Origin of the sequence: Micromonospora sp. NPDC005298 (genome assembly GCF_040607375.1) — a bacterium.
In the GTDB taxonomy this organism is placed as follows: Bacteria; Actinomycetota; Actinomycetes; order Mycobacteriales; family Micromonosporaceae; genus Micromonospora.
In genome coordinates this window covers 34,296-55,354 of sequence record NZ_JBEXGP010000017.1, presented here as the reverse complement: position 1 = coordinate 55,354, position 21,059 = coordinate 34,296, and the positions used below count along the sequence as shown (strand labels likewise).

Here is a 21,059-nt window from a genome sequence, read left to right as displayed (position 1 = left end):
GTCGAAGTATGTTGCCGGTATGGCTCACCCCCTGCGTACGCGATCCTTCCGGCTGCTGTTCCTGGGCCGGACCGTCTCCGCGCTCGGCGACGCCGTGGTGCCCGCCGCCCTGGCACTCGCCGTTCTGCGCGCCACCGGCTCCACCGCGGCGCTGGCCCTCGTCCTCGCCGCGGCGATGGTCCCCCGCCTGCTCCTGCTGCCACTGGGTGGCGTCGTCGCCGACCGGTTCGACGCCCGTCGCGTCGCGCTGCTGGCCGACCTGATCCGCTGCGCGACCCAACTGGCCGTCGGCGTGCAGCTGCTCAGCGGCGACCCGTCGATGGCCACCGTCGTGGTGGCGTCCGCGCTCGGCGGCATCGCGTCGGCGTTCGCCATACCGACCGCGTCCCCCCTGGTCGCCGGCACCGTCGAACCGGCCCAACGGCAACAGGCCAACGCGCTGATGGGCGTGACCGCCAACTCCAGCCGACTCCTCGGCCCGGCGTTGGCCGGCGCGCTGATCTGGGTCGCCGGACCCGGCTGGGCGTTCGTCATCGACGGCGCGTCGTTCGCGCTCAGCGCCGCCCTGCTCGTCCTGGTGCGGGTCCGCCACGTGCCGATACCCCGCCGCTCGGTCCTGGCCGACCTACGGCACGGCTTCGGCGAGGTACGCGCCCGCGACTGGTTCTGGACCAGCCTGCTCGGGCACGGCGTCTGGAACGGCGCCGCCGCCGTCCTGACCACCCTCGGGCCGGCCGTCGCCATCGACCGTCTCGGCGGTGAGGCGACCTGGGTGCTGCTGTTGCAGGCCGGCGCCATCGGCATGCTCGCCGGTTCACTGCTGGCCGGGCGGGTCCGGCTGCGCCGCCCGGTGCTGATGGCCAACCTCGGGCTCGCCTGCTACGCCGCGCCGCTGTTCCTGCTCGCCGTCGCCGCACCCGCCGCAGCGGTGATCGTCTCGTACGCCGTGGCGCTGACCGCCCTCGGCTACCTCAACCCGGTGTGGGAGACCGTCGTGCAGCACCAGTTCCCGCCGGAGGTCCTGGCCCGGGTCACCTCGTACGACTGGCTGGTGTCCCTGGCCGCGATGCCGCTGGGCTACGCGCTGGCGCCGCTGGCCGCCGACGCGTTCGGCGCGCCCGTCCCGCTCGCGGTCGCCGGCCTGCTGGTCCTCGCTGCCTGCGCCGGCACCGCGCTCGTGCCCGGCGTACGCCGACTCACCTGGCCGGTGGCCCCGCACCCGCAACCGGCCGAATCCGCCGGTGTGCGCTAGGCGAGCCGTGCGTGCAGGTGCATGTCGTGCCACCCGTCGGCGTGACGAACCGACTCGCGGCGCACACCCTCCGCGCGATAGCCGGCCCGCGCGGCCACCCGACAGGACGCCGCGTTGGCGGTGGAGTGCTCCAGAGCCAGCCGGTGCAGCCCGGCCCGCGTGAAACTCCACCCGGTCAGCGCGTCGAGCGCCCCGGCGGCGATCCCCCGACCGCGCGCGGCGGGCACCACCCAGTACGACACGTCCGCCGTCGCCTCGCTCAGCAGCACCCCCCGCAGTCCCACCTGACCGACCGGCCGGTCGCCGGCGTCGACGATCGCCCAGCTGGCGTCCGTCTCGGCACGCCAACGGGTCGCCCACTGTGCCGTCCACGCCCGCGCCTCCTCGTCGCTGTCCAGCCGACGGACGTGCCACCGCTGGATCGCCGGGCAGTCGAAGGCGACGCGTACGGCCGGGGCGTCGTCGTCGCGCCACGGCCGCAGCGACAGCCCGGCGCGTACCGGAAGGTGGGGTTGCTCCTGGGTGGCGAGACTCCCGGCGGGCAGGGCGGGCGCGACGAGCAGCGGCATCGGCCCATTGTCGGGGCCGACCGCCTCACTCGCCGGTCGGGCCGCCGGCCAGTTCGGCGACGACGTCGAGGTGACCGAGGTGGCGGGCGTACTCCTGGACCAGGTGGAGCAGCACCCGCTCCAGCGACGCCGGGTCGGCGCCGTTCCACCGTGGACCAGGCGCGCCGATCTCCGCCAGGTCGTGCGCCGTCACCACCGCCGTGGTGTGCGCGCCCTGCGCCCGCAGCGCCGCCACCAGGTCCGCGCGGGTCACGTCCGGGGCCACGTACCAGCGGTCCGCGCGGCGGTCACCCCACGGTTCGGCGACGTCCCGGCCCTGAAAGCCCCACTCGATCCAACGCAGCTCCACGTGGCGCAGGTGGGTGAGCAGGTCCACCGGGGTCCACCCGGACGGCAGCCGGCTGCGTCGCAACTCGGCCTCGTCCAGCGTCGACACCTTGGCCACCACCGACTCGCGGAAGTAGTCCAGGTAGCGCAGGAGCACCTCGGCGCGGCTGCCGGCCGGGGCGGTGGGCTCGGGGAAGGGGATCACGGTGCGGCCGGCAGGTCACGGGCACGTTGGCGCACGCCCGCGCCGCCGTACGGGTAGTCACCCACCGGCGGGGCGCTCGCCTCGTCCAGCAGTCGCATCTGCGCGGCGTCCAGGACCAGGTCGGCGGCGGTCAGGTTGTCCTCGAGCTGCTCGATGGTGCGCGCGCCGAGGATCACCGAGGTGACCGCCGGTCGGGCCGCCAACCAGGCCAACGCCACCGCCGACATGGACACGCCCTGTTCCCCGGCGACCCGGGCGACCGCGTCGAGCACCCGCCAGGTGCGCTCGTCGCCGTTGCGACCGGCGTACGCCTCGACGCCGCGCTGCGGATTCTCACCGAGGCGGGTGGCGCCGGTGGGGGTGCTGTCGCGCTGGTACTTGCCGGTCAGCCAGCCGCCACCCAGCGGTGACCACGGCAGGATGCCGATGCCCTCGTTCTCGCAGACCGGCACCAGCTCGAACTCGATCTCCCGGGCCAGCAGGTTGTACTGCGGTTGCAGCGTCACGATCGGAGTGAGGTTGAGGTGCTGGGTGAGCAGGGCCGCCTTCTGCAACTGCCAGCCGGTGAAGTTGCTGACCCCCGCGTAGCGGATCTTGCCGGCGCGCACGGCGTCGTCGAAGAACCGCAGCGTCTCCGGCAGCGGGGTCAGCGGATCCCAGGCGTGCGCCTGGTACAGGTCGACGGCCTCGACACCGAGCCGTCGCAGGCTGGCGTCGAGCGCACGGGTGAGGTGCACCCGGGACAGACCGGCGTCGTTCGCGCCGGAGCCCATCGGGAACCGCCCCTTCGTGGCGATGACGAGGCTGTCCCGCAGCTCCGGCCGCGACCGCAGCCACCGGCCGACGATCTCCTCGGAGACACCCGTGGAGTAGACGTCGGCGGTGTCGATGACGGTGCCGCCGGCGTCGACGAAGCGGTCCAGCTGGGCGAAACTGCCCGCCTCGTCGGTCTCCGCCCCGAAGGTCATCGTGCCCAGACACAGGGTCGACACCACCGTGCCGGTGGCGCCCAGAGTGCGATAGCGCATGTCGTCCTTCCGTCCGAGTGACGAAGCCGATCTTCGCACCTGAGCCGGCCACCCGCACCCGGCACCGCCGCGACGGTGCCGCGCCCACTCAGCCCGAGCGGCCCGTCGCACCCGGGACGACGGGGTGCACCTCCAGGTCACCGCAACTGTCGGTGTCCCATCCGAGCCGCACCGACCGGACGTCGTCCGGCGGCGTGACCAGCAGGCGCGCGTACGGCGTGCACGAGGCGCCGTCGGCGCCGAACGCCTGCGCCTCCACCAGCGCCGACGCGACCCCGTCCGGGCGCAGCGTCACGGTCGCGGGCCGCGACCCCCGCGCCGCGCCGCCCAGGTACCCGCGCGGTGTGCGCTCGGCGTGCGCCAGCGTCCTGCCGTCACCGCCCAGGGCGTCGATCCCCGGGTAGCCGGTCAGCCGGCAGGTGGTGCTGCCACTGTTGCGGAACACCACAGCCACGCCGCGGTGTCCGCTCGCGGAGTCCGGCGCGCCGAGCGTCACCGTCAGGTTCGCCGTCGTGCACCGGCCCGGCGCCGAGTCGGACGTGCCCGGCGGTCGGGCGCCGACGGTCCCGGCCGGCGACGTCGACGACGGTGGCGAGGTGCTCGCCGAGGGCGACTCCACGGTGGGCGTCGGCGTGCTGCTCGGCGGGGCCACCGGCGAGGGCGTCACCGCCGGCGGTACGTCGTTGCCCGGGGCCGCGCGAAGGATCCCGCCCGCCACGACGGCGCCCAGCACCGCCACCGCCAGGGCCCCGGTGCCGACCCGGCGACGCACCGTACGGCGTCCGGCCCGTCGTCGCACATCCCCCGGAGACTCCGGGCGCGCCACCGCCGCCGCCGATCGGGCCAGCTCCGCCAACCTCCGGTCGAACGCGGGCGCTCCCCGGGGCATCTCATGCGGGTCAGACATCTTCCGAGATCCTTCCGTGAGCGGTGCCCCTGAACTCGGCGACGTGCTGGGCCAGCGCCTGCCGGCCACGGGCCAGCCGGGACTTCACCGTCCCCAGTGGCGAACCGGTCTCCCGGCAGATGTCGGCCAGTGGCAGACCGACCAGGTGGTGCAGCACCAGCACCCGCCGCTGCTCGTACGGCAGGCCCGAGAGGGCGCCCACCAGGTCCAGGTCTCCGGTGTCGACCGGTTCGACCGGCTGGTGCGGGCCGTGCCGCCGGTGGGCGGCGAGGCGGTTCCTCGTCCGGCGCCAACTGCTCACCGCGATGCGGTAGGCGACCGTACGGACCCACGCCTCGGGATTGTCGTACTCGTTCAACTTCGACCGTCGCTGCCACGCACGGCAGTACGCCTCCTGAACCGCGTCCTCCGCCTCACTCAGGTCTCCCAGCATCGCGTACAGCTGACCGACCAGCCGGCGATACGTACTGGTGTAGAACTCATCGAATTCGTCGGCATGCAACATCCCCTTCGCCCCCCGCCCTCCCGGCGTCCCCGTCGATGGTCACCGCACTCACGCCCAGGCCGCGGCCGAAGTTCCGCCGAACCCGATTCTCGTCATGTCCGGACGGCGACACCACCGGCCAGGGGCAGCCACGCGGCGGGTCGCGGGGCGATGATGAGCGGGTGAGCGAACCCGCCGTCGCCGTCGACCGTCCCCATCGGCCGGTCGTGACGGCCTCGCCCGGGACACCGGGCCCGCGCGCCCTCGGTCCGTGGCTGGCGGCCGCCGCGACCAGCGTGACACTGCTGCTGCTCGCCGGCCGCTACGGCTACCACCGCGACGAGCTGTACTTCCTGCTCGCGGGCCGCCACCTGGACTGGGGGTACGTCGACCAGGGTCTCCTGGTGCCGGCGCTGGCCCGGCTGCTCGACACGATCGCGCCGGGCAACCTGGTGGTGCTGCGTACCCCGTCGGCGGTGCTGGCCGGCGGCGCGGTCCTGATGGTCGCGGCCATCGCCCGCGAACTGGGCGCCGGCCGGGGCGCGCAGACGTTCGCGGCGGTCCTCGCCGCGCTGTCCGGCATCGTGCTCGCCAGTGGTCACCTGCTCAGCACCACCACCGTCGACCTGCTGGTCTGGCTGGTCGCTGTGTGGTGCGCGGTGCGGCTGCTGCGCACCGGTGACAGTCGCTGGGCCCTCGGCATCGGGCTGGCACTCGGCGTGGGCATGCTCAGCAAACTGCTGCCCGCGCTGCTGGCCGTGGGCCTGGTCGCCGGGGTACTGATCGCCGGGCCCCGCCGGCTGCTGCGCGACCGGTGGGTGCTCGCCGCGGCCGCGATCGCCCTGCTGCTGGCCGCGCCCAACCTGATCTGGCAGGCCGCGCACGGCTTCCCGCAGCTCGGCGTGGCGGCCTCCATCGCCGACGGTGACAGCTCCTACAGCGGCCGCCTCGACGCGTTCACCCTCCAGTTCGTCATCATCAGCCCATACGCGGTGCCGATCTGGATCGCCGGTCTCGTCGCGCTGCTGCGGTGGCCGCGGTGGCGGGCGTACCGGGCGGTGGGCTGGTCCTGGTTGGTGGTGGTCGGCATCGTGCTGGTCGCCGGCGGCAAGGGCTACTACGACGCGCCTCTGCTGCTGGCCCTCACCGCGGCCGGCGCGGTGGTCACCACGGCGTGGGCGGCGCGGGGGTCCGTGCGGCTGCGGCGCGGGCTGCTCGTCGCTGGCGCGGTGCCGTTCCTGCTGCCCACCGTCGTGCTGCTGCTGCCGGTGCTGCCGGCCGACCGCCTGCCCGGTTTCGTGGTCAACGTCAACTACGACGCCGGTGAGACGATCGGCTGGCCGGCGTTCACGGACTCGCTGGCCGCGGTCCATCGCGGCCTACCGGCCGAGGAACGCGCCCGGGCGGTCATCCTCACCGGCAACTACGGCGAGGCCGGTGCGGTGGCCCGTTACGGTCCGGCCCGTGGTCTCCCCCGCGCCTACTCGGGGCACAACAGCATGGTCGACTTCGGCCGGCCGCCGGCCGGGGCAGACGTCGTCATCGCCGTCGGCTGGGAGCGTCCCGAGCCGTTGACCGCATGGTTCGACTCGTGCGCGCTCGCCGGTCGGGTGGACCAGCGGGTCGAGGTGGACAACGACGAGAACGGTGGCCCGATCTTCGTGTGCCGAGGGCTGCGGCGTCCGTGGGCGCGGATCTGGGACACCGAGGTACGCCACACCGGCTGACGCTCAGGTGTCCCGGTCGCCGGTGAGCCAGGTGCTGACGCTGACCAGCGCCTCGGGACCGGAGTCGACGTCGACGTCGCGGGCCAGGTCGGCGATCGTGACGGCGGCGAGTGCCTGACGCCACGCGTCCTCCGCCGCCCACATGGCGCGGGCGACCGGGCACGCCCCGGTGCAGTCGGCGGCGGGGGTGGCCAGCGGACCCCGCTGGCGGATCTCCGTGCAGACGAAGGCCGGGCCGGGGCCGTCGACGGCCCGGACCACGTCGAGCAGAGTGATGCTCTCCGGCGCGCGGGTCAGCACGTAACCGCCCGACTTGCCCTGCACCGAGTGGATCAGGCCGGCGCGGGCCAGGGACTGCAACTGCTTGGCGAGGTAGCTGCCGGAGACGTCGTGCAGCTCGGCGAGCCTGGCCGCCGGCACCGGGGTGCTGCTGGCCGTGAGGACGACGCAGCAGTGCAGCGCCCACTCGACCCCGCCGGACATCTTCATGACCTCACCCTAGCCACACCCCGTTACCCGGACTTAACTTATCCGAGTATAGTTCGCGGACAAGAAAGGTCCGAGTATCGGCGTCCGCGCCGCACGAGGGCCGAACACCGAGGAAGGGTGCTGGACATGAAGATCGCCGTATTGGGCGGTACCGGTCTCATCGGGTCGCAGGTCGTCAGGATCCTGCGGACCGCCGGACACGAGGCGGTGCCGCTCTCGCCGTCCACCGGGGTGGACCTGCTCACCGGGCAGGGGCTGTCCGACGCGCTCACGGGCGCCGACGTCGTGGTCAACCTGACGAACTCGCCGACCTTCGACGACGCCTCCCCCGCCTTCTTCCGGACGACCATGGACAACCTGCTCGCCGCCGCCGACCGCGCGGGCGTGGGCCACGCGGTGATCCTGTCCATCGTCGGCGCCGACCAGGTGCCCGACCTGGCCTACTACCGCGCCAAGGTCCTCCAGGAGGACATCCTCAGGGCCGGACCCATCCCGTACTCGATCGTCCGCGCCACCCAGTTCTTCGAGTTCGTCGACGCGATCCTGTCCTGGACCGCCGACGACAGGACGGTCCGCCTGCCCGCCACCCCCGTGCAGCCGATGGCCGCCGCCGACGTGGCGCAGGCCGTGGCCGACGTCACCCAGGGCGCGCCGCTGCGGGGCGTCCGCAACGTCGCCGGCCCCGACGTCTTCACCCTCGACGACCTGGGGCGGATCACCCTCGCCGCCCGCGGCGACGAGCGCACCGTCACCACCGACGACAACGCCGGCATGTTCGCCGCCGTTCCGGGCGACGTCCTCATCTCCGCCGGCGACGCCGTCATCGCGCCGACCTCCTACCGGGACTGGCTCACCCGCCAGGCCTGAGCGTCCCCGCCCGCGTCCCGCGGCGGCGGCGCTCGACCGCCGCCGCGACGCGCGGGTACGGTGACACGCGTGCTCTCGGCGGTGAAGGGTCTATCCCGGTACCACACCGAGGAGTCACTGCGCGCGTACCTGCTGGAGCGCTCGCACCGCACCGGGAACGGCTGCCTCGTCATCCACGGCTACGGACCGCGCCGGGGAGTCCACCAGAAGGTCGCCGGTCGGGCCTGGGCGCACATCGCCGCGTACGTCGTCCTCGTCGGCGGGTACGACCCCACCCTCGACGTCGACCAGACCTGCGGCGCCGCCGACTGCATCGAGCCCACACACCTGCGCCAGGTCAGCCGCGCCGACGCCTGCCGCGGACGCACCCAGACGGCACAGTGCCGCAACGGTCACGACCGTGAGCTCGACCCGGCCACCGGCCGCTACCGGCGGGTCTGCCGGACGTGCAACAGCGAGGCCCAGCGCCGTTGGCGCGAACGCGAGGCGGCCGAGGTGGCCCAGGCCCGCGCCACGTACGGCCGTTCCTAGTCCCGGCCCCGCGCGGTCCGAGCTCGCCACTCGCTCGCCAGGACGGCGAAGACGAGCTGGTCGGCCCACTCCCCGTCGAACAGGTAGCTCTGCACGTGGTGGGCCTCCCGACGCATCCCGACCCGGGCCATCAGCCGTGCGGACGCCTCGTTGCGGGCATGGCACCGACCGAAGACCCGGTGCAGCCCGACCTCGTCGAATCCCCAGCCCACCATCGCCGCGACAGCCTCGGTGGCCAACCCGCGCCCGCCGTGAGCGGGGTGGAAGACGTACCCGATTTCCGCCGTACGGTCACGCGCGCTGCGCCACACCACCTCGACGGCCCCGATCACCCCACCGTCACGCACCACGGCCACCGTCAGGCACTCACCCTCGGCGCGGAGCGCGTCCTCGCCGGCCATGGCGAGCACCGACACCCTCGACTGCTCACGGGTACGCGGCTCGGCCCCGAGCATCCAGCGGACGACATCGGGCCGGCTCTGGTACGCGTACACGTCGTCGAGGTCGTCCACGGTGAACGGTCGCAGGGTGAGCCGCCGCGTACGGATCGGGTATGTCGGCTGGAACATCAGGCGATCGTAGGGCGACGACCGGCAGCCCCGGAACGGTCGGGGGCCCTCGGGTAGCCGGACGAGCTGGTGACCAACCGTGACAGCGGACCGTACGTAGAGTTGGATGACGGGACGATGCCGCGAAGGGATTCGTCCATGGGTGCTGATGGTCGCCGCTCCGCCGGATGGGTCGTGGCCGGTGTGCCGATCCTGGCCGCCCTCGGTGGCCTCGCCGCCAACGCGGCCACCGACCAGGACCGCTGGCCGAGAGCCCTCGACCTGGTACGCCAGAACCCGTGGCTGACCCTGGGCCTGGTCACCCTGGCGTGCGTCGGGTTCGAGGTCACGTTGCTGTGGCCACGCCGGACGCCCGACACCGCCGACCCGGCGGCGACCGACGGGCCGGTGGTGTCGCCTGACGTTCAGGTCGCCCCGCGTCGCATGCCGAACCGCAATCCGTTGTTCACCGGCCGGGAGCAGATCCTGGACGACCTGCAACTCCGACTCATGTCATCCGTGGTCTGCCTGTACGGCATCGGCGGGTCCGGCAAGACGAGTGTGGCGGTCGAGTACGCGCACCGGTTCCAGGACCGCTTCTCGCTGATCTGGTGGATAGCCGCCGAACAGCCTGCGCTGGTTGCCGAACAACTCTCCGCGCTGGCCGTCGAGGTGGGCGAAGCGACCGAGGACATGCTGGTCAAGGATGCCGCCGACAGGGCTCTGGCGTGGCTGCGCAGCCACAGCGGCTGGCTGGTCGTCCTCGACAACATGCCGGGAGTCGAGCTGGCGTCGCGGGCGATACCCGACGGTCCCGGCCAGGTGTTGATCACCTCACGGGCCAATCACTGGAGCCAGCTGGGAGCGGTGATCGACGTGGACGTCTTCTCCCGGGCCGAGTCCATCTCCCTGTTGACGGCCCACCTGAGCGGCATCAGCCCGTGGGACGCCGACGCGGTCGCGAACGCGGTCGGCGACCTGCCGCTGGCGGTGGCGCAGGCGGCCGGGTTCATGGTGGCGACCGGCATGGGGCCGCGGGAGTACGTCGACGCGATCGGGACCCACGCGACGGAGATCCTGGGTCACGGCAGACCCGTCGGGTACGACCTGTCGTTGGCCGCGGTGGTCGCGATCTCCGTGGAACGCCTCGCGGTCCAGGACGCGCTCGCGGTCAGCGTGCTGAAACTGTGCGCGCTCCTCGGCTCCGAGCCGATCCCGTTCACCTGGCTCGCCCACCTGCCGTCTGAGAAGGCTTCGCCGGTGCGGTTGAGGTCGTCGGTGGGTCGGCTCCGGGAGTTCGGCCTGGTACGGCTCGACGCGGACGGCGGCGCTGTCGTGGTGCACCGCACGACGGCGGCGGTGGTGCGTGACCTGCTCACCCCACGGGAGCGCAACAGGCGGTGGCGGGCGGTCGGTGACCTGCTGGCCGCGAACCGGCCCGGCGAACCCGCGGCGGTGACGGCCTGGAGCGCGTGGTCCATCCTGACGGCCCACCTCGTGGTGCACCTGCGACTGGGGCCGCCGGACTCCGCCGACGTCGGAAGCCAGGATTACCGGAGCGTCGTGCTGGATGCCGCCCGCTATCTGGAACTGTCCGGGCATGGCGCATCGGCGAACGACCTCGCCCGGTCCGCCCGCGAGAGATGGTCCCGCTCACTCGGCGACGACGACCTCGACGTCCTGCGGGCGGCCCGGCGGCAGGCGGCGACACTGCCACCGGCGCACCCCGAGGCGTTGGACCTCGAGCTGGACACGCTCGCGCGGCTGCGACGCCTGTTCGGCCCGGACGATCCGGAGACGCTGCTGTCCGCCGGCAACTGCACCAGGGCCCTGGCCGACGTCGGGCGACACGAGGAGGCCCGGCAGCTGAACCACGACACACTCGGGCGCCTGCGGCAGGTGTTCGGTGACGATCATCCCGCCACCCTCCGGGCCGCCGACAATCTGGCCGACCGGCTGTCCGAGCTGGGCGAACACGAAGATGCGCGGGCCCTGCACCGCGAGACCCTGACGCGCCGGGCTGCCGTGCTGGGCCAGGACCATCCGGAGACCCTGACGACGACCTTCCATCTCGCGCGCGACCTCGCGAACATCGGAGAACTGGACGAGGCGAGAACGCTTGGCCGCCGGGCCCTCACCGCGCTCCGGCGGACCCTCGGCCCCGACCACCGCAGCACCCTGCACGCGGCTGTCGTCCTGGCCGACATCCTGCGCCGCGACGGGAGTCCACAGGAGGCACACGCTCTGGACGAGGACACCCGGGACCGTCGTACGCGCGTGTTGGGGGCCGACCATCCGGAGACCGTCGCGTTGGCCCGGCGCCTCACCTCCGGCGACACCGGCGCCTAGGGCGGGTCGGCATCCTGCCGTCACACCATCCTGAACCCTTACGCACAAGAACTGTCATTATGGTGTCCCGCCGTTACGCCCCATTTGTACGGTCAATTATTGAATAACCGTTACCGGTAACCCGATAATCCACCGAGACGGGACGTTGATCGGCGCACGACACCGGTTCAGGCCACCCGGTAGCGGGTGGCCAGCTCGGGGCGCTGCGCGCCGAAGGCGGCGAGGTCGGCCCGGAAGACCGCGTCGAGGAGGCCGGCGTCCTCGACGCCCGGGGCGCACACGGTCTCGCCCAGTTCCAGGCCGCGCAGGCTGGCGGCGACGACGTCGTCGGCCGTCATGCGGGGCACCCCGCTCATGTCCAGGCCCTGGCGCTCGTGGAACTCGGTGGCCACCACCCCCGGGCACACGACCTGCACGGTGACGCCGGTGCCCTCCAGCTCCGCGCCGAGCATCTGGGAGATGGCGACGAGGTAGGCCAGGCTGCCGCCGTAGACGGCGCGTCGGGGCATCTGGGAGTGCGGGGCCGGGCCGCTGAAGGCGATCATGCCGGCCACGTTGATGATTGTGCCGGCACCGCGTTCCTGCATGCCCGCCACCGCGGCGCGGGTCAGCATGGTGGGGGCGAGGACCTTGACGTTGACCAGTTCGGCGGCCTTGTCGGCGGGGAGCTGCGCCAGCGGCATGTAGTGGGCGACGCCGGCGTTGTTGACGAGCATCGTCAGCGGCTCGGCGGCGCAGATCTCGGCGACCGCCTCGATGCCCGCGGTGGTGGACAGGTCGGCGGCCACGGTCCTGACCTCGACGTCGGGGTGCGCGGCGGCGAACTCCTCCAGGCGGTCCCTGCGCCGGCCCACGATCACCAGCTGGTGGCCGTCGGCGGCCAGGCGTTCGGCGAAGGCCCTGCCGATGCCGGAGGTGGCGCCGGTGACGAGTGCGAGCTTGTTCACTGATCTTCCTTCTCTCTGGGGTCGGCCCTGGCGCCGCGGTCATCGCCCGGGGCCCTTCCGCTCTCCTGCCACAAGCCTGCGAGACGGCCGGACGAGCAGCCAGACGTCAGGTCTTCCTGGGAACGCCGGTACCAGGGTGGCTGGAGTCGGAGCGAGCACACTTGCAGTCATGGCAACGAGGGAATTCGGGCCGGCGTTGCGTCGGTGGCGCGAGCGGGTCTCACCCGAAGCCGCCGGACTTCCCGTCGGCGGCCAGCGGCGTACCCCCGGGCTTCGACGTGAGGAGCTGTCCCAGCTGGCCGGGATCTCGGTCGACTACATCACCCGACTCGAACAGGGCCGCGCCACCAGCCCGTCGCGTCAGGTCGTCGAAGCCCTCGCCAGGGCTCTGCGGCTGTCCGGCCCTGAGCGCGCGCACCTCTTCCAGCTGGGCGGGCTCCAGCCGCCGGGACCGGACAGCGTGCCCGCCCACCTCACACCCGGCGTGCAGCGGGTACTGGACCGGCTGACCCACACCCCTGTCGCCGTCTTCGACGCCGCCTGGACACTCCTTCTGGCCAACCCGCCGTACGCCGCCCTCATGGGTGACCCGTCCGGATGGCGCGGCCACCAGCGCAACGCGGTGTGGCGCACCTTCCTGGACCCCGGCGACCGGGTGCGGCACACCCCACAGTCACGGCACGCCCTGCAGAGCGCCCTGATCGCCGACCTGCGCACAGCCACCGCCCGCTACCCGGCCGACCAGCGACTCCACCAGCTCGTCGCTGACCTGCTCGGACACAGCGACCGGTTCGCCGAGCTGTGGAACACCGGCATCGCCGGTCAGCACGAGGCCGCCCGCAAGACGATCCACCACCCGCACGTCGGCGCTGTCACCCTCGACTGCGACATCCTCACCGTGGCCGGCAGCGACCTGCGCGTCATGGTCTACACCGCCGAACCCGGCACCGGGGACGCCGAACGTCTCGCACTGATCACCACCCTCGGCGTCCAGACACTCGTCGGCTAGCGCCCCCGTTCGCGGAGCAGCCACGACGGCCGTGGTCAGCGTCCGGTGTCGCGGACGGTGATGACGACCTTCGAGCGCGCGTGTTCGCCTTCGAGATACCTGATCGCGTCGGCCGTCTCGGACAGCGGGTAGCTGCGGTCGATGACGGGGACGAGCCGTCCGGCCTCGGCGTGGGCGCGCAGCGCCTCCAGGTGCGGGAGGCTGGGTGTCGCGGTGAGCGTGACGACACGGTGCCGGACGAACGGCGCCACCAGCCGCGCTCGGGCGAGCAGCCAGACCGGACCGACGAGGCTGCCGCCGCGGTACGTGCCACCGCCGGAGAGCACAAGCGTCCCGGTCGGCGTCAGCGCCCGCCGCAGCGCGGTGAGCGTACGGTTGCCGACCAGGTCCAGGACGACGTCGTGGCGGCGGGAGCCGTCGGTGAAGTCCTCCCGGGTGTAGTCCACGATGTGGTCGGCGCCGAGTGAGCGCACCAGGTCGACGTTGCGGGTGCTGCACACGCCGGTGACGCTCGCGCCGAGCAGCGTGGCCAGTTGGACGGCGAGGGTGCCGACGCCGCCGGACGCGCCGTTGACGAGCACGCGGTGGCCGGGCTCGACCCGCCCGACGTCGCGCAGGCCCATGAGCGCGGTGACGCCGGCCAGTGGCAGGGCTGCCGCCTGCGCCGACGTGAGGTTCGCCGGCCGGGTCGCGACCAGGTTCTCGGGCACGCACACGTACTCGGCCAGCGCGCCGTTGGCCTCGCCCAGGTCGCCGAAGACGGCGTCCCCCGGGCGGAGTCGGCGGACGTGGGCGCCGACGGCCTCGACCCGGCCGGCGAAGTCCCGGCCACGGATGCGGGCCCGGGGCGCCGAGCGGCCCATGGCCAGTCGCGCCAGTCGCGGGTCGCCCCGCATGGCATGCCAGTCGTACGCGTTGAGCGCGGCAGCCTCCACCCGCACCAGCACCTCGTCGTCGGCGGGCGTCGGCGCGGGTACGTCCGCGAGCGTGAGCGTCTCCGGCGGGCCGTACCGATCCTGGACGATCGCTCTCATCACCCCTCCCCTCAGGTGTACCGCGTACACCTGAGGACGACGGTAGGTGTACGCCGTACACCTGTCAAGGCGGTTATGGTTTCAACCGCCGCCGGAAGACGAGGACGACGATGGCTGACACGCTGCACCGGACGCCGCTGACCAGGGATCGGATCCTGCTCGCCGCCGTCGCGCTCGCCGACGCGACGGGCATCCAGTCCCTCAGCATGCGCAATCTGGCCCAGGACCTGGGTGTCGTGCCGATGGCCCTGTACAAGCACGTGGCCAACAAGGACGAACTGCTCGACGGCATGATCGACGTCGTCGTCGGCGAGATCGACCCGCCGCGTCAGGACACCGACTGGAAGCAGTCCGTCCGCCTACGGATCCTCTCGGCACGGCAGATGCTGATCCGGCACCCGTGGGCGCCCCTGGCCATCGAGTCGCGGAACATGGCCACGATGGCCGTCCTGGCCTACCTCGACTCGGTGGTGGCCACGCTGCGAGCCGGTGGGTTCTCCACCGATCTCGCCCACCACGTCATGCACGCGATGGGCAGTCGGATCCTGGGCTTCAGTCAGGAGCTGTTCGACGCCTCGCGCCGCGCCGGCCAGACCGGGGTGGCCGAGGTCGACGCGCCCACGGGGTTCCCGCCCGAGATCGCCGCCCGGTTCCCGCACCTCGCGGAGATCTCCGCCGCCGCCTCGCACGACGACGCGTCCACCGTCGGGTCGGGCTGCGACGACCAGTTCGAGTTCGAGTTCGCGCTGGACCTGCTGCTGGACGGCATCGACCGGCTGCGACAGCAGGGCTGGACCTCGTCGCACCGCGTCCGGTGACACCACCGGCGGTTTGACCCTCGACCGGGTCGAGGCCCCAGCATCCAGGGCATGGACGACCAGGCGACGCCCGACCCGACCATGACGCGCATCATCGAGGCGGTGCAGCTGGGCCACCGCGGCGACCCGACGCGGGCACGGGAACAGCTCACCGCGCTCTGGGACGACATCGGCCCGGCCGGCGACGCGTTGCACCGCTGCGCCCTCGCCCACCACCTCGCCGACCTCCAGGACACCGCAGCCGCCGAACTGCTGTGGGACGAACGCGCGCTCGCCGCCGCCGCCGACCTCACCGACGACCGCGCCACGCGGTACGACCGCGCGTTGCAGGTGCGGGGCTTCCTGCCGTCGCTGCACCTGAACCTCGCCGACGTGCACCGCCGACTCGGCGACACCACCCGCGCCCGGGCACACCTGGACACCGCCCGTGGCCACGCCGCGCACCTGCCGGCCGACCCGTACGGCGACCTGGTCCGCGCGGGCATCGAACACGTCGACCAGGCGTTGGCGGCGGGTTCGACGGACCGCCTCGACTCGCATCCCGGCTGACGATTGCGGTTGCACCCTCGTCGAGCCCCTGCCAGGGTCGACGGATGCCAGCGGTGACCGGCGCCGACGTGCTCACGGCGGCCGACGAGATGACACGGGTCCTGCACCCGCACCACGAGCGCGACTGGTCGACGCCGGCCGGGACGCTGACGTGGAGTTGCTGGACCACCGCCGCGCACGTCGCGCACGACCTGCTCGCGTACGCCGGCCAGGTCACCGTCAGCCCGCACGACGGCTACCTCCCGTACGACCTGCGGGTCTCCCCCACCGCGCGCCCGGCGCAGGTGCTCACCGTCGTGCGGGCCTGCGCCGGCCTGCTCGCCACCGCCGTCGACGTGGCCGCGCCGGACGCGCGGGCCTGGCACTACGGGCCCTGCGACCCGGCGGGATTCGCCGCCATGGGGGTGGCCGAGACGCTGCTGCACACGCACGACATCACCCTCGGCCTCGGCGTGCCGTGGCAGCCGCCCCGCCGGCTGAGCACGCTGGTGCTGCGGCGGCTCTTCCCGGACGCCCCGAGCGGCGCCGCCCCCGAGGTGCTGCTCTGGATGACCGGTCGCGGTGACCTGCCGGGCCGTGCACGGCGCACCTCGTGGACGTGGCGGGCCGCCGTGGACTAGGCGGCGTGCAGCGAGTGCCGGTGACCGTCCAGCGGAAACGGCGGCCGGGCCGGCAGCACCTCCTGGAACGCGTACCCGCTCTTGTCCGCCACCCGGCAGGACGCCACGTTGTCCACCTGGTGCAGCAGGTCGAGCCTGGTCAGGCCGGGAAACCGGTCGAACGCCCACCCGCTGAGCGCGACGACCGCCCGGGGCGCGACTCCGCGACCGCGGGCCCACGCCGCCGTCCAGTACCCCACGTCGGCCGTCGGGCCGTGCGGCGTGGGGTACTTGAGCACCACGTTCGCCACGAGCCGCGGGCCGTCCGGGTCGTCCTCGAGGACGGCGAAGCTGTACCGGCGGCCGTCGTCGCGGTCCCGTCGCGCCCGGTCCAGCCACCGCCGCCCCTCGGCGGCGTTCGACACGGGCACACGGGTCCACCGCCGCAACACCGGATCCCGGTACGCGGCCACGAGGGCGTCCAGGTCGTCGGCGCACCAGGGGCGCAGAGCGAGTTCCCGTGCCGGGGGAACGGCAGGCGCCCGTAGCTCGATCAGCATCCGCACAGTCTGCCGCCGCGAGCCCGATCCGGGTGCCCCGGTGCGCTCAGCCCCGGCGCCACCAGCGCAGCCACCAGCTCCGGCGCGTACGGCGTGGTGGGGCGACGGCGGTCACCGGCTCGACGGCGGGAGTGCCCATCTCGGGTCCGGCACGCTCGGCGCGCCAGCGGCGGACCACCTCGTCGGCGTTCACCGGCCGGACCGCCACGCGTGGACCCTCGGGGTTGCGCAGCCACGCCACGATCTGGGTGTTGAGCTGCCCCACGAAGTCCCGCACGGACTGCTCGGTGGGCAGGTCCCGGACCTCGTCGGGGACCTGCTCGACACGGCGACGCAGTTGCAGCGGGGTGGGCAGCAGCAGGTCACTGGGCAGCTTCTCGCGCTCCAGGAAACTCTTGATCCACCACGACTCGTCGTACGGCATTCCGCGCCCGGGGATCGGCTTGCCCATGCCGGGCAGGTTGTCGAACTCGCCGCGTTGCACGGCTCCCCGGATCTGCGCCTCCACCGCCGCGTCCCACGCCTCGGTCACCCTGCGGCACCTCCCCCGGCCACCGTAACGCGCCGCCGCCTGCCGGCCGACACTCAACCGATCAGCGCGGACGCGGCCCGGGCCATTCCCGCCGCGACGGTTTACGCCCCGGTGACCGGATCCGAGGCCACGGCCCGTCAGGTGGCCTGGGACAACCCGGTCACCCCCGGCCTACGGTCGGTCCAGACGGCGGTGGGACGGGGGAACTGTCATGGTGGGTTCGGGTGCGCTGCTGGGCATCGCGTTGGTGGCGTTGGGGCTGGTGCTCACGCCAGGCCCGAACATGGTCTACCTGGTCTCCCGCTCGGTGGCGCAGGGCCGCCGCGCCGGCCTGATCTCGCTGCTCGGGGTGGCCGCCGGGTTCGGCGTCTACCTGGCCACGGCGGTCGCCGGCCTGGCCGCCGTGTTCGTGCTGGTGCCCACCCTGTACGCGGTGGTGAAGTTGGCCGGCGCCGGCTACCTGCTGTGGCTGGCGTGGCGCACGGTACGTCCGGGTGGGCGGTCGCCCTTCGCGCCCGCGCCGCTGCCGCCGGACGGGCCGCGCCGGCTGTTCACCATGGGCCTGGTCACCAACCTGCTCAACCCGAAGATCGCCATCCTGTACGTGTCGCTGCTGCCGCAGTTCGTCGACCCGGCGCGCGGGCACGTGGCGGCACAGAGCCTGCTGCTGGGCCTGACCCAGATCACCGTCGCGCTGAGCGTCAACGCGTTGATCGTGCTCAGCGCCGGCACGCTCGCCGGGTTCTTCGCCCGCCGGCCGGTGTGGCTGCGGGTGCAGCGGTGGGTGACGGGTACGGCCCTCGCGGCGCTGGCCGTGCGCATCGCCGCCGACCGTTCCCGCGCCGCCGTCGCCACGCCCTGACCGACCCTCACCGCTCCCGATGGCGACGCAGCATCCCGGCGGCCAGTGGCGCGGCGTCCAGGTCACCGGCGGCGAGCCGGGCGGTGAGGGTACGACGCACCATCCGGTCGGCCAGCGCCGGCGCGTGCCGGGCGACGGCCATCTCCAGGCGTCCACGCCTGGTGGTCGCCACGTCCCGGGGCGCGCGGCGGGCGGTGGCGGCGCGCAGGATCGCCGCGACGACCCCGTCGACGGGTTCCGGGCGGGACACCCCGCGCAGGGACAGGCCGGCCTCGGCGGTGCTGTCGTGGATCGGTGAGTCCACCATGCTCGGGTAGACGACGCTCACCCCGACGTGGGTGCCCACCTCGTGGCGCAGCGCGTCGGCGTACGCGACAAGGGCCCGCTTGCTGACTCCGTACGCGGCGGCCAGGGGAAGCGGCAGCACCGCCATCCGGCTGGCCACGAAGATCACCCGACCGTGTGCGTCGAGCAGCGGGGGCAGGGCCGCGGCGGTGGTCCGCCACGCGGCGAGCAGGTTGACCTCCAACTGCTGGCGCACCACCTCGTCGGGGGGCAGCTCGGCCGGGGCGGGGCCGCCGACCCCGGCGTTGTTGACGAGCAGGTCCAGCCCTCCGAGCCGTTCGACCGCCTCGTGCACCGCGGCCGGCACGGCGGCCGGGTCGGTGAGGTCGCAGCCGAGCACCGGCAGGTCGTCGTCGGGGCGCGGACGCAGGTCGAGTCCGACCACCTGGGCGCCGGCGGCGCGCAGTGCGGCGCCCAGGTGCCGGCCGAACGTGCCGCTCGCCCCGGTGACCAGCACCCGCCGGCCGGTCAGGCCGGTCACCGCTGCGCCCTCGCCGGCATGGCGCGGCGGGCGCCGGAGGTCAGGTCCCGGGTCAGCTCGGCCAGGTAGGCGTCGAAGTCCACGCGCATCGCCGGTCGGCGCTGGCCCCAGCGGGCCGTCGCGGCGCGCAGCTCGGCCCGGCAGGCGGCGCGCTGCCGGTCCGGCTCGGGCAGGGTGTACCGGCCGGCGAGCTGCGCGGCGATCAGCTTGGCCTGCGCCTCCACCAGCGGAAACGCGGAGCCGGTGGACTGCATCAACCCGACGAACGTCAGGCCGGGCGCGTCGGGGTGGAACACGTGCCGGTACAGCGCCAGGGTGTCGGCGCCGCCGCCGAGCAGCTCCGGGTCGAGAAACGGGATCTCCACCCGGTAGCCGGTGCACCACACGATCAGGTCGACGGTGTCGACCCGGCCGTCGGTGAACTCGACCCGGTCGCCGTGCAGGGCGGCGACGCCGGGCCGTGCCTCCACGTCGCCGTGGGTGAGCCGGGACAGCAGCCCGTCGGAGAGCGTCGGATGGTCCTGGAGGAAGCCGTGGGTGGGCGCGGGCAGCCCGTACCGGGTGGGGCTGCCGACCGTGGCGGTGAGCATCGTCTGGCTGATCCGCTGGCGCAGCCGCCACGGCAGCCGGCGGGCCAGCGCCCCGTTGAGGGTGTCCGACGGGCGGCCCAGCAGGTACTTCGGCACCACCCACACGCCCCGGCGCAGCGACAGCAGGGTCCGCTCGGCGGTGTACGACGCGTCGACGGCGATGTCCATCGCCGAGTTGCCACCCCCGACGACCAGGACGCGCTTGCCGGCCAACTGTTCGGGGCCGCGGTAGTCGTGACTGTGCAGCTGCTCGGCGGTGCACGTGCCGGCGTACGGCGGCTCGGGCAGCCGGGGCACCCGGTTGTGGCCGTTGGCGACGACCACCGCCTCGACGGTGACCTCGACCGGCCCGTCGGGTCCGCTCGCGCGTACCGTCCACCCGCCGGCGGGATCGCGGGTGACCCGCTCGACGGTGTGCCGCAGGCGGATGCTGTCGCGCAGGCCGAACCGGTCGGCGTAGTCGGCCAGGTAGCCGGCGACGCGGCGGTGGTCGGGGTAGTCCGGCCAGTCGGCGGGCATCGGGTGGTCGGCGAACTCGGTGCGGCCCCGGCTGGTGTTCAGGTGCAGGGTGCGGTACGCGGGCGAGTCGGGCGCCCCGTACACCCACAGTCCGCCGACCTGGTCGGTGGCCTCGAAGCAGACCGTCGACCGGCCGACGTCGCGCAGTGCCTTGACGGCGGCGAGCCCGGCCGCGCCGGCGCCGATCACCGCCACCGAGGGTGGTACGCCCATCGCTGCCCCCACTTAATCCAACGTCTGATGGATAATCGTCGGATGCGGGCGGTCCGTCAAGGGGCCGGCGGCCCGTACAGCCCGTCCAGGAGCCGGTGCACGAACGCCCGGAACTCGCGCCGTTCCCGGGCACCCGGTGCCCCGGCGGCGAGCGCCACCACGTGCCCGTGCGTCGCCCACACCAGGCTGCGGACGGTGACGTGCGGGGTCGGCTCGGCCAGTGCGCCGGCCGACGCGGCGGCGGTGAGCAGCTCCGCCACCAACCGGTACAGGGGTTCGGCGTAGCGCTGGTCCAGCTCGGCGTGCCGCTGCGGCTCCAGCCAGCGGCGCAGCCACAGCGCGGTGGTCTCCGGCCGGTCCTCCAGGAAGTCGACGAACACGTCGACCAGGTCGTGCAGCGCCCGCCGGGCCGCGTCCGGGCCGCTGTGCAGCGCCGAGCGGGCCTGCGCGGCGGCCTCGGTCAGCACCTGCTGTTCGGCGGCGAATACCCGCGCGAAGCAGGCGTCGTAGAGCGCTGCCTTCGTACCCGTGTGGTGGGCGACCGTCGCGACGTCGACCCCGGCGGCGGCGGCGACCTCCCGCAGCCCGACGGCGTCGAAGCCGCGCTCGGCGAACAGCGCGGTGGCCGCGTTGAGCACCACCTCCCGCGTCTGTCGGGTCTCGTCGCGTCGGGGCCGACCCGGACGGCGGCGGGGCATGGTCATGGCCGCCATTGTGC

Annotated in this window: 24 protein-coding genes; 10 read left to right on the top strand and 14 right to left on the bottom strand. The window is 73.5% G+C overall.

What is annotated here, in order from left to right:
- Window positions 1–19 precede the first annotated feature (19 nt).
- Window positions 20–1,252, top strand: a complete 1,233-nt coding sequence (locus tag ABZS77_RS21680; protein ID WP_354825556.1) for an MFS transporter — start codon at window positions 20–22, stop codon at window positions 1,250–1,252.
- Here the strand turns inward: ABZS77_RS21680 and ABZS77_RS21675 are convergent.
- The 5 genes from ABZS77_RS21675 to ABZS77_RS21655 all read right to left on the bottom strand — a co-directional run bounded on the left by ABZS77_RS21675 (window position 1,249) and on the right by ABZS77_RS21655 (window position 4,793).
- Entirely contained in the window at window positions 1,249–1,821 is a 573-nt protein-coding gene (locus ABZS77_RS21675; protein WP_354825553.1) for a GNAT family N-acetyltransferase, read from the bottom strand. The two genes, ABZS77_RS21680 and ABZS77_RS21675, sit on opposite strands and share 4 nt — an antisense overlap.
- Window positions 1,822–1,846: 25 nt before the next feature.
- Complete coding sequence (locus ABZS77_RS21670; RefSeq protein ID WP_354825550.1) at window positions 1,847–2,353, bottom strand: DUF664 domain-containing protein; 507 nt, start codon at window positions 2,351–2,353, stop codon at window positions 1,847–1,849.
- Window positions 2,350–3,381 carry an aldo/keto reductase gene (locus tag ABZS77_RS21665; RefSeq protein ID WP_354825548.1) on the bottom strand — a complete coding sequence of 344 codons (1,032 nt, stop codon included), beginning with the start codon at window positions 3,379–3,381 and terminating at the stop codon, window positions 2,350–2,352. The genes ABZS77_RS21670 and ABZS77_RS21665 overlap by 4 nt, the downstream gene beginning before the upstream one ends.
- A gap of 88 nt (window positions 3,382–3,469) precedes the next feature.
- A complete protein-coding gene (locus ABZS77_RS21660; RefSeq protein ID WP_354825546.1) occupies window positions 3,470–4,288 on the bottom strand; it encodes a DUF4232 domain-containing protein in 819 nt (272 codons plus the stop codon).
- Window positions 4,281–4,793 carry a SigE family RNA polymerase sigma factor gene (locus ABZS77_RS21655; protein WP_354825543.1) on the bottom strand — a complete coding sequence of 171 codons (513 nt, stop codon included), beginning with the start codon at window positions 4,791–4,793 and terminating at the stop codon, window positions 4,281–4,283. Before ABZS77_RS21655 ends, ABZS77_RS21660 begins: the two co-directional genes overlap by 8 nt.
- A 161-nt stretch (window positions 4,794–4,954) precedes the next feature.
- Between ABZS77_RS21655 and ABZS77_RS21650 the strand changes: the two genes are divergently transcribed.
- Complete coding sequence (locus ABZS77_RS21650) at window positions 4,955–6,499, top strand: glycosyltransferase family 39 protein (RefSeq protein ID WP_354825541.1); 1,545 nt, start codon at window positions 4,955–4,957, stop codon at window positions 6,497–6,499.
- Window positions 6,500–6,502: 3 nt separating this feature from the next.
- On the opposite strand, the gene ABZS77_RS21645 is transcribed toward ABZS77_RS21650, so the two are convergent.
- Window positions 6,503–6,988 carry an Rrf2 family transcriptional regulator gene (locus ABZS77_RS21645; protein WP_354825538.1) on the bottom strand — a complete coding sequence of 162 codons (486 nt, stop codon included), beginning with the start codon at window positions 6,986–6,988 and terminating at the stop codon, window positions 6,503–6,505.
- A gap of 126 nt (window positions 6,989–7,114) precedes the next feature.
- Here ABZS77_RS21645 and ABZS77_RS21640 point away from each other — a divergent pair, with 126 nt between their 5' ends.
- Window positions 7,115–7,855, top strand: coding sequence for an NAD(P)H-binding protein (locus ABZS77_RS21640; protein ID WP_354825536.1), 741 nt, complete (start codon window positions 7,115–7,117; stop codon window positions 7,853–7,855).
- A 69-nt stretch (window positions 7,856–7,924) separates the two neighbouring features.
- On the top strand, window positions 7,925–8,386 hold the full coding sequence (locus ABZS77_RS21635; protein WP_354825533.1) for an HNH endonuclease: 462 nt from the start codon (window positions 7,925–7,927) through the stop codon (window positions 8,384–8,386).
- Here ABZS77_RS21635 and ABZS77_RS21630 read toward each other — a convergent pair.
- On the bottom strand, window positions 8,383–8,955 hold the full coding sequence (locus ABZS77_RS21630; RefSeq protein ID WP_354825530.1) for a GNAT family N-acetyltransferase: 573 nt from the start codon (window positions 8,953–8,955) through the stop codon (window positions 8,383–8,385). The two genes, ABZS77_RS21635 and ABZS77_RS21630, sit on opposite strands and share 4 nt — an antisense overlap.
- Window positions 8,956–9,093: 138 nt before the next feature.
- Between ABZS77_RS21630 and fxsT the strand changes: the two genes are divergently transcribed.
- The gene (gene fxsT / locus ABZS77_RS21625) at window positions 9,094–11,283 is read left to right on the top strand and encodes an FxSxx-COOH system tetratricopeptide repeat protein (protein WP_354825527.1); all 2,190 of its coding nucleotides are present in this window, start codon (window positions 9,094–9,096) and stop codon (window positions 11,281–11,283) included.
- Between the two features lie 167 nt (window positions 11,284–11,450).
- Here the strand turns inward: fxsT and ABZS77_RS21620 are convergent, their stop codons facing one another.
- Window positions 11,451–12,230, bottom strand: a complete 780-nt coding sequence (locus tag ABZS77_RS21620; protein ID WP_354825524.1) for an SDR family NAD(P)-dependent oxidoreductase — start codon at window positions 12,228–12,230, stop codon at window positions 11,451–11,453.
- A gap of 169 nt (window positions 12,231–12,399) precedes the next feature.
- On the opposite strand from ABZS77_RS21620, the gene ABZS77_RS21615 reads away from it, so the two are divergent.
- On the top strand, window positions 12,400–13,239 hold the full coding sequence (locus ABZS77_RS21615; protein WP_354825521.1) for a helix-turn-helix transcriptional regulator: 840 nt from the start codon (window positions 12,400–12,402) through the stop codon (window positions 13,237–13,239).
- Between the two features lie 35 nt (window positions 13,240–13,274).
- Here the strand turns inward: ABZS77_RS21615 and ABZS77_RS21610 are convergent, their stop codons facing one another.
- Complete coding sequence (locus ABZS77_RS21610) at window positions 13,275–14,273, bottom strand: NAD(P)-dependent alcohol dehydrogenase (RefSeq protein ID WP_354825518.1); 999 nt, start codon at window positions 14,271–14,273, stop codon at window positions 13,275–13,277.
- Between the two features lie 110 nt (window positions 14,274–14,383).
- Here ABZS77_RS21610 and ABZS77_RS21605 point away from each other — a divergent pair, with 110 nt between their 5' ends.
- The 3 genes from ABZS77_RS21605 to ABZS77_RS21595 are packed head-to-tail and all read left to right on the top strand — an operon-like array spanning window position 14,384 to window position 16,260.
- Window positions 14,384–15,091 (top strand): TetR/AcrR family transcriptional regulator C-terminal domain-containing protein, encoded by a 708-nt coding sequence (locus tag ABZS77_RS21605; protein ID WP_354825515.1) that lies wholly within the window; start codon window positions 14,384–14,386, stop codon window positions 15,089–15,091.
- A gap of 51 nt (window positions 15,092–15,142) precedes the next feature.
- The gene (locus tag ABZS77_RS21600; RefSeq protein WP_354825512.1) at window positions 15,143–15,640 is read left to right on the top strand and encodes a hypothetical protein; all 498 of its coding nucleotides are present in this window, start codon (window positions 15,143–15,145) and stop codon (window positions 15,638–15,640) included.
- A 44-nt stretch (window positions 15,641–15,684) separates the two neighbouring features.
- Window positions 15,685–16,260 (top strand): hypothetical protein, encoded by a 576-nt coding sequence (locus ABZS77_RS21595; RefSeq protein WP_354825509.1) that lies wholly within the window; start codon window positions 15,685–15,687, stop codon window positions 16,258–16,260.
- On the opposite strand, the gene ABZS77_RS21590 is transcribed toward ABZS77_RS21595, so the two are convergent.
- Both ABZS77_RS21590 and ABZS77_RS21585 read right to left on the bottom strand, forming a co-directional pair.
- Window positions 16,257–16,799, bottom strand: coding sequence for a GNAT family N-acetyltransferase (locus ABZS77_RS21590; protein ID WP_354825506.1), 543 nt, complete (start codon window positions 16,797–16,799; stop codon window positions 16,257–16,259). The two genes, ABZS77_RS21595 and ABZS77_RS21590, sit on opposite strands and share 4 nt — an antisense overlap.
- A gap of 46 nt (window positions 16,800–16,845) precedes the next feature.
- On the bottom strand, window positions 16,846–17,331 hold the full coding sequence (locus ABZS77_RS21585; RefSeq protein WP_354825503.1) for a DUF1992 domain-containing protein: 486 nt from the start codon (window positions 17,329–17,331) through the stop codon (window positions 16,846–16,848).
- A 211-nt stretch (window positions 17,332–17,542) separates the two neighbouring features.
- On the opposite strand from ABZS77_RS21585, the gene ABZS77_RS21580 reads away from it, so the two are divergent.
- Window positions 17,543–18,193: a LysE family translocator gene (locus ABZS77_RS21580; protein ID WP_354825500.1), complete on the top strand. Its 651-nt coding sequence runs from the start codon at window positions 17,543–17,545 to the stop codon at window positions 18,191–18,193.
- Window positions 18,194–18,200: 7 nt separating this feature from the next.
- On the opposite strand, the gene ABZS77_RS21575 is transcribed toward ABZS77_RS21580, so the two are convergent.
- Genes ABZS77_RS21575 through ABZS77_RS21565 form a run of 3 tightly spaced genes read right to left on the bottom strand, consistent with a single transcriptional unit; the run spans window position 18,201 to window position 21,045 of the window.
- Window positions 18,201–19,019, bottom strand: coding sequence for an SDR family NAD(P)-dependent oxidoreductase (locus ABZS77_RS21575; protein WP_354825498.1), 819 nt, complete (start codon window positions 19,017–19,019; stop codon window positions 18,201–18,203).
- The gene (locus ABZS77_RS21570) at window positions 19,016–20,341 is read right to left on the bottom strand and encodes an NAD(P)-binding domain-containing protein (protein WP_354825496.1); all 1,326 of its coding nucleotides are present in this window, start codon (window positions 20,339–20,341) and stop codon (window positions 19,016–19,018) included. Before ABZS77_RS21570 ends, ABZS77_RS21575 begins: the two co-directional genes overlap by 4 nt.
- Window positions 20,342–20,397: 56 nt before the next feature.
- The gene (locus ABZS77_RS21565; RefSeq protein ID WP_354825493.1) at window positions 20,398–21,045 is read right to left on the bottom strand and encodes a TetR/AcrR family transcriptional regulator; all 648 of its coding nucleotides are present in this window, start codon (window positions 21,043–21,045) and stop codon (window positions 20,398–20,400) included.
- Window positions 21,046–21,059: the final 14 nt, after the last annotated feature.

What these genes read in the sequence shown, in the direction of transcription:
- ABZS77_RS21680 (WP_354825556.1), top strand. Translation starts at nt 20, where the DNA reads ATGGCTCACCCCCTGCGTACGCGATCCTTCCGGCTGCTGTTCCTGGGC.
- ABZS77_RS21675 (WP_354825553.1), bottom strand. Translation starts at nt 1,821, where the DNA reads ATGCCGCTGCTCGTCGCGCCCGCCCTGCCCGCCGGGAGTCTCGCCACC.
- ABZS77_RS21665 (WP_354825548.1), bottom strand. Translation starts at nt 3,381, where the DNA reads ATGCGCTATCGCACTCTGGGCGCCACCGGCACGGTGGTGTCGACCCTG.
- ABZS77_RS21660 (WP_354825546.1), bottom strand. Translation starts at nt 4,288, where the DNA reads ATGTCTGACCCGCATGAGATGCCCCGGGGAGCGCCCGCGTTCGACCGG.
- ABZS77_RS21655 (WP_354825543.1), bottom strand. Translation starts at nt 4,793, where the DNA reads ATGTTGCATGCCGACGAATTCGATGAGTTCTACACCAGTACGTATCGC.
- ABZS77_RS21645 (WP_354825538.1), bottom strand. Translation starts at nt 6,988, where the DNA reads ATGAAGATGTCCGGCGGGGTCGAGTGGGCGCTGCACTGCTGCGTCGTC.
- ABZS77_RS21640 (WP_354825536.1), top strand. Translation starts at nt 7,115, where the DNA reads ATGAAGATCGCCGTATTGGGCGGTACCGGTCTCATCGGGTCGCAGGTC.
- ABZS77_RS21630 (WP_354825530.1), bottom strand. Translation starts at nt 8,955, where the DNA reads ATGTTCCAGCCGACATACCCGATCCGTACGCGGCGGCTCACCCTGCGA.
- fxsT (WP_354825527.1), top strand. Translation starts at nt 9,094, where the DNA reads ATGGGTGCTGATGGTCGCCGCTCCGCCGGATGGGTCGTGGCCGGTGTG.
- ABZS77_RS21615 (WP_354825521.1), top strand. Translation starts at nt 12,400, where the DNA reads ATGGCAACGAGGGAATTCGGGCCGGCGTTGCGTCGGTGGCGCGAGCGG.
- ABZS77_RS21610 (WP_354825518.1), bottom strand. Translation starts at nt 14,273, where the DNA reads ATGAGAGCGATCGTCCAGGATCGGTACGGCCCGCCGGAGACGCTCACG.
- ABZS77_RS21605 (WP_354825515.1), top strand. Translation starts at nt 14,384, where the DNA reads ATGGCTGACACGCTGCACCGGACGCCGCTGACCAGGGATCGGATCCTG.
- ABZS77_RS21600 (WP_354825512.1), top strand. Translation starts at nt 15,143, where the DNA reads ATGGACGACCAGGCGACGCCCGACCCGACCATGACGCGCATCATCGAG.
- ABZS77_RS21595 (WP_354825509.1), top strand. Translation starts at nt 15,685, where the DNA reads ATGCCAGCGGTGACCGGCGCCGACGTGCTCACGGCGGCCGACGAGATG.
- ABZS77_RS21590 (WP_354825506.1), bottom strand. Translation starts at nt 16,799, where the DNA reads ATGCTGATCGAGCTACGGGCGCCTGCCGTTCCCCCGGCACGGGAACTC.
- ABZS77_RS21580 (WP_354825500.1), top strand. Translation starts at nt 17,543, where the DNA reads ATGGTGGGTTCGGGTGCGCTGCTGGGCATCGCGTTGGTGGCGTTGGGG.
- ABZS77_RS21570 (WP_354825496.1), bottom strand. Translation starts at nt 20,341, where the DNA reads ATGGGCGTACCACCCTCGGTGGCGGTGATCGGCGCCGGCGCGGCCGGG.
- ABZS77_RS21565 (WP_354825493.1), bottom strand. Translation starts at nt 21,045, where the DNA reads ATGACCATGCCCCGCCGCCGTCCGGGTCGGCCCCGACGCGACGAGACC.